The following is a 17795-nucleotide window of genomic DNA, read 5'->3' as shown; positions in this document are numbered from 1 at the left end:
TTAGGGGAAGGTCTGTAGACTTGCGCGGTCTCCACCATCTCGACTGCTAGGTCGCACATGAACCTCGATAGTAAAATTATACTTAGCGTCATCATTCCGGTGCACGGAGTGCAAGGATATGTGCGTCAGTGCCTGGAGTCCGTCATCGAGTACCGAGGTGACGATCTCGAGGTCATCGCGGTCGACGATGCCACGCCGGACCTGAGCGGAGAGATCCTCGATGAGATCGCGGCCAGGGACCACCGGGTGCGGGTCGAGCATCTGACGGAGAACGTGGGGCTGGGCGAGGCGCGGAACGTCGGGCTGGCCCTCGCCACCGGTGAATATGTGTGGTTCGTGGACTCCGACGACTGGATCACCACGGGGTCCGTCGCGGCGGTCGTCGAGCGGTTGCAGCGGCGTGATGACCTCGATGTGCTGATGCTCGACTACGGCCGGTCCTACTGGGACGGTCGGTTCAACCGGTCGGTCCAGCGGAAGCTGTTCCGGGAGGAGGCGGGGCCGCCGGTGTTCCGGCTCAAGGAACGGCCGGAGCTTCTCAACATTCTGCCGTACGCCTGGAACCGAGTGATTCGTAGGGAATGGCTGCTGGGCCTGGGGCTGCGTTTCACCCGCGGCTTCTACGAGGACTCCCCCGTCTCCTACCCCGTGCTGTTCGCCGCCGATCGCATCGCGATGCTCGACCGCGTCTGCTACGCCTACCGGCAGCGCCGCACCGGATCGATCACTCGCACCCAGGACCGGCGCCACCTGGACGTTTTCGGGCAGTATGAGACGATCTTCGATTTCGTCGACTCGCGCGCTCTGGGCGGTGACGGGCTGCGCACCGTGATGTTCGACCGGATGATGTGGCACCTGCTCACGATCCTCGCGCTGGAGCACCGCATCTCCCAGGACCTGCGGCAGGAGTTCTTCGCCCGTACCTCCGAGCTGTACAACCGCTACAAGCCCGACGGCTATCTGCCTCCGGAGGGCAGGGACGGCGTCAAGTACCGGCTGGTCGAGCGGAACGCGTTCGCGGCGTTCGAGCGCTTCCGCAAGGTCAACCGCCTACGCGTCTCGGTCAAGAAGAAGACCAAGGAGAGCAAGAAGCAGTTCCGCAGGATCAAGACGATCGCCCGAGGCAAGCAGCAGGCGTTCGCCTATCGCACGCAGTTGCACGCCCCGATCGACGAGAATCTGGCCGTCTACGCGTCGTACTGGCTGCGCGGCTACTCCTGCAACCCCGCCGCGATCTACGAGAAGCAGCGCGAGCTCGCCCCGCACATCAAGGGCGTCTGGGTCGTCAAGAAGGGCGGCGTCAAGAACCTTCCCGAGGGCGTCCCCTATGTGATCGCCGGCACCCGCGAGTATCTGAGGCTGATGGCCCGGGCCAAGTACTTCGTCAACAATGTCAACTTCACCGACGATCCGGTGAAACGTCCTGGGCAGATCTATCTCCAGACCCAGCACGGCACCCCGCTGAAGAAGATGGGCCTGGACCAGATGGACCACCCCGTCAGCTCGGCCGAGATGGACTTCGAGCAGCTCGTCGAGCGTACCGACCGCTGGGACTACCTGCTGGCCGCCAACCCGCTGATGAGCGAGGCGTGGATGCGCAGCTACCCGGGCGGGTACAAGCTGCTGGAGACCGGTTATCCGCGCAACGACCGGCTGGTCCGGGTCACCCCGGCCGAGCAGGCCGAGCTCCGCGAGCGGCTGGGCGTCCCCGAGGGCAAGACGGCCGTCCTGTACTGCCCCACGCACCGTGACTACATGAAGTCCTTCAGCCCGATGTTCGATATCAAGAAGTTCGTGTCGGAGATCGGCGACGACTTCGTGCTGCTGCTGCGCGCCCACTACTTCTACAAGGTCAAGGACCTGGGACTGCCCGACGGCAGCATCATCGACGTCTCGACGTACCCGAACGTCGAGGATCTGATGGTCGCCTCGGACGCCCTCCTCACCGACTACTCGAGCATCATGTTCGACTACGCGGTACTGGACCGGCCGATCGTGATCTACGCCAACGACTGGGAGACCTACAAGGTGACCCGCGGCGTCAACTTCGATCTGCTGGCCGAGCCGCCGGGTGCCGTCGCGGTCGATGAGCGAGGTCTCGCCGAGGTCTTCCGGAGCGGCGCGTACCGCGAGGACGCCGCAGCCAAGCACCGGGCGGAGTTCCGGGAGAGGTTCTGCGTCTGGGAGGACGGGAATGCCGCCGAACGCGTGGTGCGCCAGGTCTTCCTCGGTGAGACCACTGGCCCCTGACCGATGACGACGGGTCAGGACTCGATGACCGCGACCGGCTGGCGGTAGGTGAACTTCCGCTTGAACTCGACCATCTGCCGCTGCCGGCGCTCCTTGATCCGTTCGGACCTGAGCCGGGAGTACTCCTCCATCATGTCCTTGTCGATCCGGGCACCGGCGGGCGTGACCGGCTCGTAGCCGTAGTACTTCATCCGGTCGGCGAGTAGCCGCTCGACGAAGGCGATCTCCTCCGGCTCCAACTCGCTCGCCCATTTGTGGGTCTTCGACGGGTCGAGAGGTTTGCCGGCGTTCTCGTACAGATAGCCGGTAGGAGTCTTGCCCTTGTGGTAGGCCATCATTTCCGGGACGCCCGCGGTGTCGAGGCCGGTGAACTCGCAGATCGTCAGCAGCGTCTTCTCGGGCTCGGCCAGCAGATCCTCGTAACGGATCTCGAGAATCGGGAAACGCTCCATGACGTTCTGTACGTCCTGGTAGGTCTGATCCCACACCTCGGTCGCCGACGCCAGCCGTCCGTAGATCTTCCAGGCCTTCCGCATCGAGAGCACGCAGGCCCGCGGATCCCGCACCACATTGACGAACTTCGTGTCGGGGAACATCTGGAACAATGCATTGAGGTCGTAGGCGTACGAAGGCCGCTTGTCCCCCCAGCGCGACTTGCCCTCCCGCTCGGCGTAGAGTCCGAAGCACACGGCGATGAGCGATCCCAGCGACGGCGGCGCCGCCGCGAACGCCTCCGCGAGTTCCTTCTCCGGAATCCCGATTCTGGAGTACTGGCCGAGCTTCAGCCCGACGATCCACCTCGCCACGTCCCGTCGCCGTTCGGGGTCTCTCAGATCCCCGAAGGCGTCCCTCCGCCGGTACGCGTGCACCACGAACTTCGTCTCGTGCGGCACCGCGAGATCCGGATGAGCGTTCAGCATCGTCCGAAGCAGCGTCGTTCCCGACCGCGGACATCCCCCCGCGAGCAGCAGCGGCCCCTGCACCCGGCCCTCGGACACCTGAGGCCCGGCATAGGTTGCACCAGGATCGTGATTTTCTGAACTCATAACGACCAGAGGGTAGCCCCTTTGCGCCGCCGTAACAATCGGCATCATTCGTCACATTCGGTGGTGCAGCGGCGTCCAGAACCAGAACGGCGCGCTCCCCGCCGAAACCGGGAGCGCGTCGCGTCCTTCAGGCGGACTCAGTACTCGGTCGAGGGTCTGCCCCCGTCCCAGAGGAAGTCGAAGTCAGTGAAGTACGCCGAGTAGACCGCGTCCATGTTCAGGCCCGGCATGCTCTGCAGGCGCAGGATCGTCTCGTCTGCGGAGACCCGCGACCCGGCGGTGAAGTTGGCGCTTCCCGTGAACACGAACTTGTCCTGGTTGTAGAGGATCCCGTCGACCGTGGCGTTGATCGCGCCGGTGATGATTGTGTACTTGCTGTGGATCACATCGTTGTTCGAGGTCGTGCCCAGGCGGGTGTCCGTCACGTCCCTGGTCTCGTAGAACCGCATACTGCCGTTCATCGGGCTCTCGGTGGTGGTCGCCGTGGCATTGAGCGCGGGCACGCTCGACCTCCTGTTGGTGACCACCCAGGTGTCGCAGCCACGACTCTTCGCCCTGCGCAGAGCATTGATCATGATCTCGTCGCTGATCTGGAACTGCGTCGTGCGGATGACCGATCCCGGGCAGTCCACCTGGTCCAGGATGTCGGCCAGGCTCTTGCCGGAAGTGTATGTGCGGGGCATGAACTGCGCATCGCCATACGAGCCGTTCACCACCTTCTGGACGTTCCAGTAGTTGTCATTGGTGTTCGACTGGCCAGCGGCGGCGACCCCCCACATGTCGTTGAAGTACTTTGTGTAGCCGTTCCACAGAGCGGTGTTGTTCTCGTTCTTCAGAATGACCGCGTTGTTGTGCTGGAGGTAGCCGCCGGCCCACGAATTGGCGTTCTGGGACGTCTGGAAGATGATGTTCGTGGTTCCGTCGGTGAGCGAGGAGAACAGCACGAACTTGTTGTGCATGTCCAGCGCCCCATGGCAGCCCTTGTCGCTGCCGATGGCACCGCAGAACTTCACGTTCGCTCCGAGGGAGGCCTTCAGGTCCGCGTAGGCGCCCTCGTCCGCGCCGGTACTGGTCTTGAGCGCGGTGGCGTCGAGGAGCAACTGGACGTTCACGCCTCGGTTCTTGGCCCGGATCAGGGCGTCCTTGACGTTGTTCCCGCCGGAGCGGTCGCGCATCTGGTACATGGCCATCTTGAGCGACGTGCCGGTCGTGGCCTGGTCGATCAGCGTGACGAGCCGGTCCTCGATGGCGTACATCGTGCCGGTGTTCGGCCGGTTGAAGATGATTTCGTTGTTGGTCTGGGCCGCCACGGCCGGCCGTGGGACCGCGGCGATCGAAGCGCATGCGACCAGGAGCGCCGCCAGGGCACCTTTCCAGCTCGCGATGCGCCTGGGGGGAAACGCCAACACTCTGGCTCCTCCAGAAGAAGATGATCTAGGAGAGCCAGAAGTTACCGGAATTTCAGTATTTTTTCTCTATATGTACTTGTGTCTGATTGCGGGGGGTTTGGATTGGCCTTCGTTTCGATTGTCCATGCCTCGAATGGCCCGTCGATCTGGATGTGATCATGGACGGTGTCGAAATTTACTGAACAAGCAGATGGTTCATAAAATTTTTCGACTGGGGGGTGGTTTCTGGAGCCTGCTGTTATTGAGCCGTGTTTGTGGTGTATTGTCCTGTGGCTGTTCATGCCGAAAGGCACGACGGAACCCCGGGCCGCATCCGCGTCGGCACGGTTCAGGGCGGCGGGCGGGAGTCGAAGCGGAGGCCGTCGAGGCCACGCTTCGTCGAAGTCGCGTCATCCTTCGTGTGAGACGTCCTGCGTGGAAGAAGGGGACGCGAAAAGGCTTCCGGTGAGGGTCGGTCAGCGCGGGAGCTCGGGGAGCCGCTCGCCCAGGAAGACCCGGCGGACGACACGCTCGGCGGCCCTGCCGTCCTCCCAGGAGCAGAACCGGGCGCGGAAGGCGGCCCGGTCCTTGGCCGCGGTGTCGTTCCAGGCCCGGCCGGAGGTGAAGGCGTCGATCAGTTCCTCCTCCACGAAGGCGATGACCCCCGGAGGCTGCTGGACGAGGTCGAAGTTGACGCCGCGGGTGAGCTTGTAGGTCTCCCAGTCGTTGGCGTAGATCACGATCGGCCGGTCCTCCAGGACCGCGTAGTCGAACATGATCGACGAGTAGTCGGTGAGGAGGGCGTCCGAGGCGACCATCAGGTCCTCGAGGTTCGGGTACGTCGAGACGTCGATGATGCTGCCGTCGGGCAGCCCCAGGTCCTTGACCTTGTAGAAGTAGTGGGCGCGCAGCAGCAGCACGAAGTCGTCGCCGAGGGACTCGGTGAAGCGCCGCAGGTCGAACTGCGGGGAGAACCGCTTCATGTAGTCGCGGTGCGTCGGGGCGTAGAGGATCGCCTTCTTGCCCGCGGGGACGCCCAGCCGCTCGCGGAGCTCGGCCTGCTCGGCGTCGGTGGCGCGCACCAGCCGGTCGTTGCGCGGGTAGCCGGTCTCCAGCAGCTCGTAGGAGCAGGGAAAGCCGCGGTCCCACGCCTCGCTGGACAGAGGGTTGGAGGAGACCAGGAAGTCCCAGCGGTCGGCCCGGTCGATGAGCTCGCGGAAGTCCATGTCGTTGGCGCCGACCGGGAACTCCATCTGGTCCAGGCCCATCTTCTTCAGCGGGGTGCCGTGCTGGGTCTGGACGTGGACCTGGCCCTCGCGCTTGACCGGGTCGTCGGTGAAGTTGACGTTGTTGACGAAGTACTTGGCCCGGGCCATCAGCCTGGAGTGCTCGCGGGTGCCGGCGACGACGTAGGGCACGCCCAGGGGCAGCTTGTCGGCGCCGCCCTTCCTGACGACCCAGACGCCCTTGATGTGCGGGGCGAGCTCGCGCTGCTTCTCGTAGATCGCGGCGGGGTTGCAGGCGTATCCGCGGTACCAGTAGGCGGCGTAGACGGCGAGGTTCTCGTCGATGGGCAGGCGCAGCTGGGCGCGGTAGTACAAGCCGTTGGCCCTGCTCTTGGCGAACCGCACGGACTTCCGGATCTTGCCCTTGGACCTGTGGATCCGCTTCTTGGCGGCGATGCGCCGCTCGTTGAGCTTCTTGGAGGCCTCGAAGGCGCGGAAGTTGTTCTTCTCGATCAGCCGGTACTTGGCGGCGAGCCGGACGTCCTCGGGCAGGGTGTGGTCGGCCGGGCGGAACTTCCGGTAGATCCGGGACATCTCGGCGAAGAAGCGCTCCCGGTCCTCGGGCAGTACCCGGTCGCCCCGGCCGAGGATCACCAGCAGGTGCCAGATGGTCCGGTCGAACATCAGCGGGCGGTACTGGTCGGTCTCGGGGTGCTGGGCCATGAAGGCGAAGATGCGCTCGTACTGCTTGAACGCGTCGAAGTGCTTCTTGCCGCCGGTGCGGGTGATCGCTCCGCGTCGGCGCTGCCGGTAGATGTAGACGACCCGGTCGAGGAGGGTGAGTTTCTCGGCGGCCATGAGGATCGGGTAGGTGACGTTGATGTCCTCGTAGTACCCGCCGCTGAACTTCAGGCCGAGGTCGACCAGGAACTCTCGGCGGATCGCCTTGTTCCAGGCGGTCATCATCAACTGGAGCACGCTCGGGCGGTCGCGCAGGGCGAAGGTGTCGGGTGCGGGGGGTTCGCGGAAGAGCCTGTTGATGACGCTGCGCTGGACCTTGCCGTGCCAGTAGGCGCGGGCGTAGTCGAAGACGAGGACGTCCGGCCTCGTCTCCTTCAGCCGTTCGTAGACCGAGAGCATGGCGCCCTCGGAGGCGTAGTCGTCACTGTCGAAGAACCAGACGTACTCCCCGGTGGCCAACGACAGGCCGATGTTGCGGGCCTCGCCCAGGCCGACGTTCTCTTCGAGGTGCACGACACGGACCCGCGGGTCGCGCAGCGCGTACTCGTCCAGGATCGCACCGCAGCCGTCCGGGGACCTGTCGTCGACGGCGATCACTTCGAGGCCCGGACAGCCCGGTTCCAGGATCGAGTCGAGGCACTGGCGAAGATAGCCCTGGACTCCGTGCACAGGCACGATGACACTCAGGAACACGCTGCTCATCGCGCCGAGTCTATCGAGATTGAGCGCGGAGGGTCATCGTGAGATTACGTTGAGATTATGGAGAGTCTAAAGAATTCGTCAACCGGTGGTGGGTTTGTCCCGGAACAGCCAGCCGACCGGAGGCTCCACCGCCCACCGGGTGAGCCGGATGACGGGCTGGGTGCACAACACCGTGCCGACGATCAGTGCGCAGACGATCATGCCCAGCATGCCCCAGATGTTCTGGAGCCACTCCAGATGGTCCCATTCCTGGAACTGCATGAACCTGGTCAGGAAACCGTGGAGCAGGTACGCGTAGATCGTGGACGAGCCGAGCGCGGTGAACCAGGTGCGGCGGCGCGGGACGAGGGCCAGGAAGCCGAAGAGCAGCACGCAGGCCGCGACCATCATGGCGAGGCGCATCGCGGTGCCGGTCAGATTGTCGACGCCGAGTTCCTTGTGCGAGTCCCACCAGTACAGCCAGCGGTAGTTCATCCGGTCCTTGGCCCACCAGGCCACCAGGAGGCCGCCGGTGAGGATCAACGCGCCGGCGACCCGCGCCCGGGCGCCGCGCACCAGGTCGAAGTGCTCGGGCCGCAGGCACAGGCCCAGCACGTAGAAGGGGGCGAGGCCGAGGACCTTGTGCATGTCGAGGTGGTTGGACAGCGGGCCGGTGTAGCCCAGCAGCGAGACCGCCACGGCGATCGCCAGCGGCCAGCGGACCTGCTGCCAGAACGGGGTCGACAACCGCCACAGGAACAGCGCCAGCATGAACCAGGTCAGGTAGATCGGGTCCAGGAGACTGATCGTCAGCGTCTTCTTGTCGTTGAAGTGCCACTCGAAGAGCGAGTACGCGACCTCGAAGACCAGGTACGGCGCCGCCACCCCGGCGATCAGCTTGCGGGTCTTGCCCGTGGTCTTGCCGAAGCCCTTGGAGAAGTAGCCGGTGATCACCACGAACAGCGGCATGTGGAAGGCGTAGATGAAGGTGTAGAGCGCCTCCGCCACGGGCACCTTGCTCCGCAGGCCCACGATGGTGTGGCCGACCACGACCAGCAGGATCGCCAGGAACTTGGCGTTGTCGAAGAACGGGTCCCGGGCCCTGGGTGCCGAGGGCCGCGTCTGCAGGGGGACGAGGGGTGCGAGCTGCTGGGTCACCGGTGATCCAAGGGGGGCGTGACGGTAGGGGACGGCGCTCGGAGCAATCTACCGTCCTCCGGCCGGTGGGGCGGCGCCCGCTCCTCAGGCGGTCTTGCAGATGTTGTCGGTGGCCTTGACCTCGCCGTCCAGCTTCTTGGGCAGGCTGGTCTTCAGCTTCCCGGTCCAGTCGGGGCCGAGGACCAGGTCGACCACCCCGGCGGTGGTCTTGGCCGAGGGCACGACCTTGGCGCCGGGGATGAGGGTGGCCAGGGTGGTGGCGGCGTCCTCGGCGCCCTCGCCGTAGAGGATCTGGGTGGACGGCGGGTTCTTGCGCGGGTTGCCGACCGACAGCACCTGGTAGCCCTTGGCGGTGAGCGCCTCGCCGACCCGGGCGGCGGCGCCCCCGATCCCGCTGCCGTTGAGCACCCGCACCTGGATCTGTGCGGCCGGGACGTTCGTGACCTTCTTCTTGGTCGGGTCCTCGATCTCGGTGTCGTTGGCGATCTGGGAGAAGAACTCGTCGGCGTCCGGCTGGCGCAGGGCGACCCGGTTGGGGTCGGGGGCGTAGGCGGTGTAGGGGACCGTGATGAACTTGACCTTGCTCGGGGTGAGGCCCTTGAGCTTGGAGGCGAGGTCGGTCATCTTGTTGAGGGTGAAGTTCTCGTCCACGGTGACGGTCTTGGTGAGCGAGCGCAGCAGCGCGTTCAGCGTCGCCGGGTTGCTCAGCACGTCCCGGCTCAGCGCCTTCTTGGCCAGCGAGCCGAGGAACTGCTGCTGGCGCTTGACCCGGTTGAGGTCCGAGCCGTCCTTGAAGCCGTACCGGGCGCGCACGTAGGCCAGGGCCTGCTCGCCCTTGACGGTGTGCTTGCCCCTCTTGAGCTTCAGCCCGCTCTTGGAGTCGTCGACGTCCTCCTGCAGGCAGATCTCGACGCCGCCGACCGCGTTGACCACGCCCTTGAAACCGTTGAAGTCCACGACCACCGCGTGATCGATGTGGATGTTGGTGAGGCGCTGGACGGTATTCCAGGTGCACATCATGCCGCCGGTGCCGAACGCGGAGTTGATCATCGTGGTCTGCGGAAGGGACTTGGAGCCGTCCCCCTTGGTGCACGCGGGGACGTCGACCATGAGGTCGCGCGGGAAGCTGATGCCGATGGCCTGCCTGCCGCCAGGGGACAGGTGGAGCAGGATCGTGGTGTCGGCTCGAGGCTCCTGTCCGACCAGGCTGCGGCCGTACTTGGCGTTGCCGTCTTTGCGGCTGTCGGAGCCCAGCAGCAGGATGTTGACCGCTTCGTTGAGCTTGGGCACCTGCGTGAGGAGGCCCTTGTCCACGGGGACCCGCGAGATGCCGCTGTCGAGGTAGCGCGCGTAGCCGTAGGCGGAGATGCTGCCGACGACCAGTGCTCCGGCGAGCGCGACCGATGTCCAGCCGAGCACCTTCCAGTTCCGGGAGAGGCTCTCGCCCTCCGGGCCCCGGGGCTCGGTCCGCTGCGTCTCGTCGACATAGTCGAGATAGAGGGGGCTGTTCATCGCTCCACGAGGTTAGGTCAGAGGAGTCGTCGTACGGGGGCGTACGGCGCTTCCAGTCCGGCTGTCGCAGTCACATGCTCCGTTTCGATCCGCCGTCGGATCAGATCATCATCGAGGTTGCGACAAAGTATGACCGATCCACCGGCGCGGAGGGGGGCCAAGAGCCCGGCGACCAGTGTGGCGGAGGTGGTGTACTCCATCACGCTGAGAGTGCGGTCATGGGCCGTCAGTTCGTGCTCTTCCACGAATTCCTGGGTTACGCGGTCCAGCTGGGCCCTGGTGAGTGTGGCGTTGCTCACACTTAGTACCGTCTCGGCCGGGGAGGCCGGCGTGTGCGCGGTGAAACGGTCCCCGTAGGACCGGATCTCGACCGCGTAGTCGGTGACCCAGGCGGGAGCGTCCTGGAGCGGGGCGCCGAACGCGTCCAGGGACAGGCCGAGCACCTCGTCCGCCCACTTGGGGGCGTGTTCCGGCGTGTCGGTGACCCAGATCCCCTCGCCCGCCGCCGAGCCCAGTTCCGCTCGGGGGCCGATCACCACCCCCTGGCCGGTGTTCCACGCCGCGAACAGGAGGACGGCCGTCTGCCAGTGCACCGGAAGATCGAGCACGACGGTCCCGCCGGGCTGGACGTCCAAGCCCTCCACCAGCAGATTGCTCGTCTTGGCGACCCAGTTGTCGAAGGTCCGGCGGGAGAACTCCAGCCGCTCCCCGATCGCGTCGTCATAGAAGGTCACCAGCGGCCTCTGCGCCGCCGCACGCGTCAACTCCATGGAGGGAGGCTACCGAGCCATCCCCTCCGCAGAGGTTTCATGCTCTTGCCATGATCGACCGATAGCCTGCTGAACCGTATGAACAGACCAGCGGTGCCGTCCCTCCTGCTGGCGCGGCTCTCCCTCGCGCCCGCCCTGCTCGTCGTCGCGTGGCTGCTGGTCAGCCTGCCTCTGCTGCTGGCGGGGTCCTACACGATCGGGCCCGCGCTGGCCTTGTTCGTCCCCGTCGCCGCGCTGGTGGTGACCGTCGGGTGCCGGGGCGCGACGCGCGCGCCCGCGCCGCCCGCGCCCGGCCGGTACCTGACATGGTGGCCGGCGACCGGGGTGCTCCTGGTGAGCCTGGCCTTCCTGCTGCTGCAGCTGAAGTACAACTCCGAGCAGATCATCGTGCGGCGGGACCCGGCGACCTACGCGCAGTTCGCGGCCTGGCTGAACGCGCACGGAAGCCTGCCGATCTCCCCGTCGTCGTGGGCCTTCGGCGGCGACGACCCGATACTGCGGTTCGAAAGCCCCGGCTTCTACGAGTCCGGCGGCGAGATCGTCCCGCAGTTCCTGGCCGGGCTGCCGCTGCTGCTGGCGCTGGGCGGCTGGATCGGCGGGACGCCGGTGCTGCTGGCGATGGCGCCGCTGCTGGGCGCGGGCGCGGTGCTGTCGTTCGGCGGGCTCACCGCCCGGCTGGTCGGCCCGCTGTGGGCGCCGGTCGGGGCGCTGGCCTTCGCGTTGTGCTGGCCGCTGATGTTCGTCTCCCGCTCCACCTACAGCGAGACCGCCGCCCTGGTGCTGCTGCTGGGCGGGCTGTGCCTCATGCACGACGTGCGGGACCTGAAGGAGGGGCGCTTCCGCGCGTTCCTGGCCGGGCTCTGCCTCGGCCTGGTGGTCCTGGTGCGCATCGACGGGCTGCGGGACGTGCTGCCGGTCGTGATCTTCGCGGGGGTGCTGTTCGCCCGGCGGCGGCCCACCGGGATCCCGCTGGCGGCCGGGCTGGCGGTCGGCGTGGCCGCGGGGCTGGGTGAGGGCTTTCTGCTGTCGCGGCCCTACCTGGACTACATAGGCGGGTCGCTCAGGCCGCTGCTCCTGCTGGCCGCCCTGGCGGTCGCGGGCACGCTCGTCATGGTCCTGGCGTGGCGGCTCCGCCCCGGATGGTTCCACCGGGCGGGCGACCGGGTGGCGCGGGGAAGGCTGCCCGACGCCGCGGCCGTCCTCACCGTGCTGCTGATGCTCGCCTTCGCGGTACGGCCGTACGTCCAGACGGTGCGGCGGGTCCCGTCGAACGACGAGGACGCCTTCAACTCCGGATACATCGAGCACATCCAGCGCAGCACCGGGCTGCCCGTGGACGGCGCACGGCAGTACACCGAACTGGCCCTGCACTGGGTCGTCTGGTACGTCGGGCTGCCCGTGCTCATCCTCGCCACGTTCGGCGCGGCGATCCTGGTCCGGCGGCTGCTGCGCCGGGAGTCGCCCGCCTGGGTGCTGCCGTTCTCGATCATCGCGCTGACGACCGTCGCGACCCTGCTGCGGCCCGGCATCACCCCCGACCATCCCTGGGCGTCGCGGCGGCTGGTCGCCGTGGTGATCCCCGGCGTGCTGATCCTGGCGGTGTGGACGCTGGCCTGGGCCACCCGCCGGTTCCGCAGGCTCGGCTACGGGCGGGCCGCGACCTTCGCCCTGGCGTTCGCCGGGACGCTGGCGCTGCTCGTCCCGATCGGGGCGTCCTCGGCCGGCCTGGTCTTCAAGCCGGTCGACCAGGGCGAGCTCAGAGCCGTCGACAGGCTGTGCGGGGCGCTGAAGCAGGGCGCGACCGTGCTCATCGTCGAACGGGTGACGGCCGACCGCTTCTCACCGGTCGTCCGGAACATGTGCGGCCTGCCGACGGCGCGCGTGGACGGCGCGAGCGTCCAGGACGTGCAGCGCGTCGCGGAGCGCGTCGTCAAGGCGGGCCGCCGTCCGGTGATCCTCGGCGCGACCGCCTCGGACGTCGCCCCCTACGGCCAGGGCCGTCAGGCGGTGGAGCTCAGGACCCGCCAGGACGGCCACGCCCTGCGGGACCGGCCCAAGCACACCTGGCCGCTGCGGATCGAGGTCTGGCTGGCCGAGTACGCGCCGCGGGGCTGAGCGCTCAGGCGGTCTTCTTGCAGATGTTGTCGCTGGCCTTGATCTCGCCGTCGACCTTCGGGATCGAGGTGGTGCCGTTCCCGCCGAGGCCGGTGTAGTCGGCGCCGAGGTAGAGGTAGACGACGCCGGCCTGACCGTTGGCCGCGGCCTCCGGGGTCACCCCGGGCACCAGCTTGGCCAGCTGGGCGGCGGCGTCCTCGCCGCCGGGGCCGTAGGCGATGGTGGTCTTCTCCAGGGCGCCGTTCTTGTAGACGCCGGTGGAGCCGAGGGAGGCCAGGTACTTCTTGGCGGTCAGGTCGGTGACGGCGCGCCCGGCGAGGCCCTGCTGGTTGGTGCCGTTGTAGACCTTCACCGTGATGGTGGAGGGGTCGACCTTCTTCGTCGTGGTGCTGACGGGCTGGGTCTTCGCCGCGTCCGTGGGCTTCTCCGCCTTGGGGAGGGTGTTGTCCCTGCGGATCGAGGCGAACAGCTGCTGGGCCTCCTCCTCCTTCCACAGGACCCGTCCGCTCAGGCTGGGCTTGGCGGCGACCTCCGCGGGCGTCGGGTAGTACCAGGGCACCGTGACGAACTTGATGCCCTTGGTGTCGATGCCCTTGACCTTGTTCGCGAGGGCGAGGATCTCGGTGGAGTTGAACCCCTTGTCGGTCTTCAGGGACTTGGTGGCGGCGTTGATGAATTTCAGCAGCTTCGCCGGGTCGGTCATGACGCCCTTGCTGGTGGCCTTCTGGACGACGGCGCTCATGAACTGCTGCTGGCGCTGGATGCGGCCGAGGTCGGAGCCGTCGCCCAGGGAGTAGCGGGTGCGGACCCAGCCCAGGGCCTGCTCGCCGTTGAGGGTCTGGCGTCCGGCCTTGGGGATGACGAGTTTGGCCTTGGGGTCGGTGAAGGCCTTGGGCGAGCAGACCTCGACGCCGCCGAGCGCGTTCACGATGCCCTTGAACCCGCTGAAGTCGACCTTCACGAAGTGGTCGATGCGGATCTGGGTGAGGGTCTCGATGGTGTTCCAGGTGCAGTACGGGCCGCCGTTGGCGAACGCGGAGTTGATCATTCCCTCTCCGGCCGCGATGACCTGGCCGGAGGAGGTCTTGCACTGGGGGAGCTTCACCCAGGAGTCGCGGGGGAAGCTGATGCCGATCGCCTTCTCGCCGCCCGCCGAGATGTGCAGCAGGATCGTGGTGTCGGAGCGTTCCCCGTCGGTCCTGCCGTACTTGGAGTTGTTCCCGGCCCGGGTGTCGGAGCCCATGACGAGGATGTTCACCGAGCTGTTGAGCTTGTCGGGCCGGTCCTCGTCTTTGGCGAGGTTGCCGTGCTTGTCGTCGAGCTGCTCGATGTTGCCCGCGACCAGCTTGTAGTAGAAGCCGTAGGCGGTCAGGCTGCCCAGCACCAGCACCGAGGCCAGCGCGATCGAGACCCACTGGGCGATCTTCCACCCGGAGCCGCGGACCACCGGGATCTCATGGCCTGTGATCTCGGGCTGTTCCAGATATTCCAAGCCGTAGTCGACTCCACCGCGCATAGCCCCGTGATCTCCCTGAGTGCGCCAAGGTTCGCAGCAGTATTGCGTAAGTCACGCGGCTTGTCCTAATCATCGCGTCTGGTGTGCGGGGAATCGCACCGCGCCCGGAAGGGGCCGCTACCCTTGGCCGATGTGAGTCCCGAGCAGCCGTCTGTGCACGTCACCATAGTCCTGCCCTGCTACAACGAGCAGGATCATGTGATCGACGAGGTCGAGCGCATCGCCAAGGCGATGGACGCCAGCGGCATGACCTATGAACTGCTGGCCTACGACGACTGCTCCACGGACGGGACGCTGCAGCGCCTCCGCGACGCCGAGCCGCTCTACCCGAACCTCAGGGTCATCGCCTTCCGCCACAACAGCGGCTCGGGGACGATCCGCCGGATCGGCAGCCAGCAGGCGCGCGGCGACGTCGTGGTGTGGACCGACGCGGACATGACCTACCCGAACGAGCGAATCCCCGAACTGGTGCAGATCCTGGACACCGACCCCTCCGTCGACCAGGTCGTCGGGGCCAGGCGCACCGAGGAGGGCAGCCACAAGTTCCTGCGGGTGCCGGCCAAGTGGGCGATCCGCAAGATCGCCGAGCGGCTGTCCGGCTCGAAGATCCCCGACCTGAACTCGGGGCTGCGGGCGTTCCGCAAGGACGTCGCCCGGCCCTACCTGCGGCTGCTGCCCCCCGGCTTCTCCTGCGTCACCACGATCACGCTGGCGTTCCTGTGCAACCAGCACCCGGTGATGTACCTGCCGATCGACTACTTCAAGCGGGCCGGGAAGTCGAAGTTCCACTTCACCAAGGACGCCTACCGCTACATCCTGCAGGTGCTGCGGATGGTCATGTACTTCAACCCGCTCAAGGTGCTGATGCCGCTGGCCCTGTGGCTGCTGGGCCTGGCCGTGGCGAAGGGCGTCGTCGACCAGTTCGTGCACAACATCCTCTACTTCTCCAACAACACGATGCTGATGTTCATGAGCGGGCTGCTCATCGCGTCCCTGGCACTGCTGGCGGACCTCATCGTGCGGTCGCGGGGCGACGAGTGAGGATCGCGCTGGTCGGTCCCGCCTTCCCCTACAAGGGGGGCGGGGCGCAGCACACGACGGAGCTGGCGCACCGGCTGCGGGCCGCGGGGCACGAGGTGGCGCTGGAGTCGTGGAAGGCGCAGTACCCGGGGTTCCTCTATCCGGGGCAGCAGACGATCGACGTGCCCGAGGGCGAGGTGTTCCCGGGCACACGGCGGGAGCTGTCGTGGCGCCGCCCGGACGGCTGGCTCCGGGTGGGGCGCAGGCTGCGCTCCTATGACCTCGTGGTGTTCGCGGTGCTGTCGTCCGTCCAGGTGCCGGCCTACCTGGGGCTGCTGCGCGGGATCGGAGGCGCGGCGAGGACCGTCGCGCTGTGCCACAACGTCCTGCCGCACGAGCCGAAGCCGTACGACCGCCCGCTGATGCGGGCGCTGCTCAGGCGTGTGGACGGGGCGCTCGTGCACTCCCCGCAACAGGAGGAGCTGGCCCGCCTCCTGGGCACGGCCCCGGTCTCGGTCGCCGATCTGCCCGCGCATCTCCCGGCCACCCGGCCGGCGGAGGAGCCCGTCGGCTCCGGGGCGCGGGGACGGCTGCTGTTCTTCGGGATCGTCCGCCCCTACAAGGGCCTGGACGTCCTGCTCCGCGCGCTGCCCGACGGCGTCGGCCTGACCGTGGCGGGGGAGTTCTGGGGCGGCCTGGACGACACCCGCGCCCTGGTCGCGGAGCTCGGTCTGCGGGAGCGGGTGGAGCTGCTCCCCGGTTATGTCCCCGCCGAGCGGATCGGAGGGCTGTTCGCCGCCTGCGACGCCCTGGTCCTGCCCTACCGTTCGGCGACCGCGTCGCAGAACGTCCTGATGGCCTTCGAGCACGGCGTCCCGGTGATCGCCACCAGGGTCGGCGGCTTCCCGTCCCAGCTCCGCGAGGGAGTGGACGGCCTGCTGGCCGACCCCGGCGACGTCGTGTCGCTCCGCGAGGCGATCGTCCGCTTCTACCGGGAGCCGGAGCGTTTCCGCGCTCAGGTGCGCAGACCCGACCACGGCCCGGTGTGGGACGCCTACCTGCTGGCGCTCACAGGTGCGGGTCTATGACCTGGAGCAGGGCGCGCTTGGGCTTGGCGCCGACGATCTGGGTGACGACCTCGCCGTTCTTGTAGAGGTTGAGGGTGGGTGCGCCCATGATCCCGTAGGCCCGGACGGTCTCCGGGTTCTCGTCGAGGTCCATCTTGGCGATCCGCAGCCGGCCCTCGTACTCGGCGGCGATCTGGTCGAGGACCGGGGCGATCATCCGGCAGGGACCGCACCAGGTGGCCCAGAAGTCCACCAGGACCGGCAGGTCGGACTTGAGGACCTCCTCCTCGAAGGTCGCGTCGGTCACGGGGAAGGGTGCGCTCACGGAGACTCCTCCAGGGGGTGGTGATCGTCGTCGGGCACAAGGCGCTCGACGTGCGTTTCATTCCCACCTGGCGGAGGTTTCGAGAGATTTCCGATTCCCGCCCACAGGAGATCGGCCACGGTGAGCACGGCCCGCGACGCCAGCGCGACGAGCAGCGCCTCGGCCGAGGACAGCACGGGCGACAGCGCCAGCACCAGCGCCGCCTCCCGCGCCCCCAGCCCGCCGGGCGCGAAGATGACGAGGAAACCGACCACATAGGCCAGGGCGTAGGCGCCGCAGGCCAGCACAGGGGAGCCGGACGGCAGCAGCAGCCAGGTGTGCAGGCCGAAGAAGACCCAGCCCAGCAGCGTCCACAGGACCGCCACGCCCATCCGGGCCAGTCCCATCGTGCCGTCCAGGGGCGGCCTCCGGACCAGCCGCAGGACGAGGTTCAGCGCCCAGGTGACGATCCGGGGGTGCAGGCAGGCCAGCATCACGGGGGCGAGCGCCAGCGCCCACCAGTAGTCGCGGGCGGCGTCCTGAGAAGTCAGCGGGAGGGCGAGGGCCGCGGTGACGCAGCCCGTCGCGACCGTCGTCGCCATCGCCAGAAGCGTCGCACTGCCCGACGCGACCCGGGCCACCCCGTACGGCCGGGCGAGCTCCACCTGTCCCAGAAGCGCCCACACCGAGCCGGGGACGTACTTGCCGAGCTGGCCGAGGAACATGATCCTGGTGGTGGCCGGCACGGGCAGAGGGGCGCCGAACCCGGCCAGCAGCGACCGCCAGCCCAGCATCCAGCAGCCCAGCCCCGCCATGCCCGCCAGCAGCGCCCCGCCGAGCAGGGGGAGCGACAACCGCGAGAGCGCGTCGGCGAAACCGTCCCACTGTGTCGTCACGCCGTACGCGCAGAATCCCAGTGCGACGAGCACGAAAAGGAGCCGGGGCCAGCGTGAGGTCACCGGGACAGACTACGCGGGCGGGGGGCCAAGTAGGCTCTGTGA

At 67.4% G+C, this 17795-nt stretch carries 13 protein-coding genes; 4 read left to right on the top strand and 9 right to left on the bottom strand.

Annotation, left to right across the window (positions count from 1 at the left end):
* The first annotated feature begins 57 nt into the window (after nt 1-57).
* The gene (locus tag ABGB12_RS25280; protein ID WP_347681932.1) at nt 58-2250 is read left to right on the top strand and encodes a bifunctional glycosyltransferase family 2 protein/CDP-glycerol:glycerophosphate glycerophosphotransferase; all 2193 of its coding nucleotides are present in this window, start codon (nt 58-60) and stop codon (nt 2248-2250) included.
* Between the two features lie 14 nt (nt 2251-2264).
* On the opposite strand, the gene ABGB12_RS25275 is transcribed toward ABGB12_RS25280, so the two are convergent.
* The 6 genes from ABGB12_RS25275 to ABGB12_RS25250 form a co-directional block, all read right to left on the bottom strand.
* Complete coding sequence (locus tag ABGB12_RS25275; protein ID WP_347681931.1) at nt 2265-3296, bottom strand: sulfotransferase; 1032 nt, start codon at nt 3294-3296, stop codon at nt 2265-2267.
* A gap of 137 nt (nt 3297-3433) precedes the next feature.
* Nucleotides 3434-4702, bottom strand: a complete 1269-nt coding sequence (locus ABGB12_RS25270) for a phospholipase D-like domain-containing protein (RefSeq protein WP_347681930.1) — start codon at nt 4700-4702, stop codon at nt 3434-3436.
* 458 nt (nt 4703-5160) lie between these two features.
* Nucleotides 5161-7353, bottom strand: coding sequence for a bifunctional glycosyltransferase family 2 protein/CDP-glycerol:glycerophosphate glycerophosphotransferase (locus ABGB12_RS25265; RefSeq protein WP_347681929.1), 2193 nt, complete (start codon nt 7351-7353; stop codon nt 5161-5163).
* A 78-nt stretch (nt 7354-7431) separates the two neighbouring features.
* Entirely contained in the window at nt 7432-8490 is a 1059-nt protein-coding gene (locus ABGB12_RS25260) for an acyltransferase family protein (RefSeq protein WP_347681928.1), read from the bottom strand.
* Nucleotides 8491-8574: 84 nt separating this feature from the next.
* Complete coding sequence (locus tag ABGB12_RS25255) at nt 8575-10002, bottom strand: LCP family protein (protein ID WP_347681927.1); 1428 nt, start codon at nt 10000-10002, stop codon at nt 8575-8577.
* A gap of 17 nt (nt 10003-10019) precedes the next feature.
* The gene (locus ABGB12_RS25250) at nt 10020-10772 is read right to left on the bottom strand and encodes a TIGR03089 family protein (protein ID WP_347681926.1); all 753 of its coding nucleotides are present in this window, start codon (nt 10770-10772) and stop codon (nt 10020-10022) included.
* Nucleotides 10773-10850: 78 nt separating this feature from the next.
* Here ABGB12_RS25250 and ABGB12_RS25245 point away from each other — a divergent pair, with 78 nt between their 5' ends.
* The gene (locus tag ABGB12_RS25245; RefSeq protein ID WP_347681925.1) at nt 10851-12887 is read left to right on the top strand and encodes a hypothetical protein; all 2037 of its coding nucleotides are present in this window, start codon (nt 10851-10853) and stop codon (nt 12885-12887) included.
* A 4-nt stretch (nt 12888-12891) separates the two neighbouring features.
* Here ABGB12_RS25245 and ABGB12_RS25240 read toward each other — a convergent pair whose 3' ends face one another.
* Nucleotides 12892-14403 (bottom strand): LCP family protein, encoded by a 1512-nt coding sequence (locus ABGB12_RS25240; protein ID WP_347681924.1) that lies wholly within the window; start codon nt 14401-14403, stop codon nt 12892-12894.
* 153 nt (nt 14404-14556) lie between these two features.
* Here ABGB12_RS25240 and ABGB12_RS25235 point away from each other — a divergent pair, with 153 nt between their 5' ends.
* Both ABGB12_RS25235 and ABGB12_RS25230 read left to right on the top strand, forming a co-directional pair.
* Nucleotides 14557-15444: a glycosyltransferase family 2 protein gene (locus ABGB12_RS25235; RefSeq protein WP_347681923.1), complete on the top strand. Its 888-nt coding sequence runs from the start codon at nt 14557-14559 to the stop codon at nt 15442-15444.
* Nucleotides 15441-16511, top strand: a complete 1071-nt coding sequence (locus ABGB12_RS25230) for a glycosyltransferase family 4 protein (RefSeq protein WP_347681922.1) — start codon at nt 15441-15443, stop codon at nt 16509-16511. Before ABGB12_RS25235 ends, ABGB12_RS25230 begins: the two co-directional genes overlap by 4 nt.
* Here the strand turns inward: ABGB12_RS25230 and trxA are convergent.
* Nucleotides 16492-16815, bottom strand: coding sequence for a thioredoxin (gene trxA / locus ABGB12_RS25225; protein WP_347681921.1), 324 nt, complete (start codon nt 16813-16815; stop codon nt 16492-16494). The genes ABGB12_RS25230 and trxA overlap by 20 nt on opposite strands.
* Nucleotides 16812-17753: a lysylphosphatidylglycerol synthase transmembrane domain-containing protein gene (locus tag ABGB12_RS25220; RefSeq protein WP_347681920.1), complete on the bottom strand. Its 942-nt coding sequence runs from the start codon at nt 17751-17753 to the stop codon at nt 16812-16814. The genes trxA and ABGB12_RS25220 overlap by 4 nt, the downstream gene beginning before the upstream one ends.
* Between the last annotated feature and the right edge of the window lie 42 nt (nt 17754-17795).

It is taken from the genome of Actinocorallia sp. B10E7 (genome assembly GCF_039871655.1).
Taxonomy (GTDB): domain Bacteria; phylum Actinomycetota; class Actinomycetes; order Streptosporangiales; family Streptosporangiaceae; genus Actinocorallia.
This window is presented reverse-complemented; position numbering and strand designations above follow the sequence as displayed.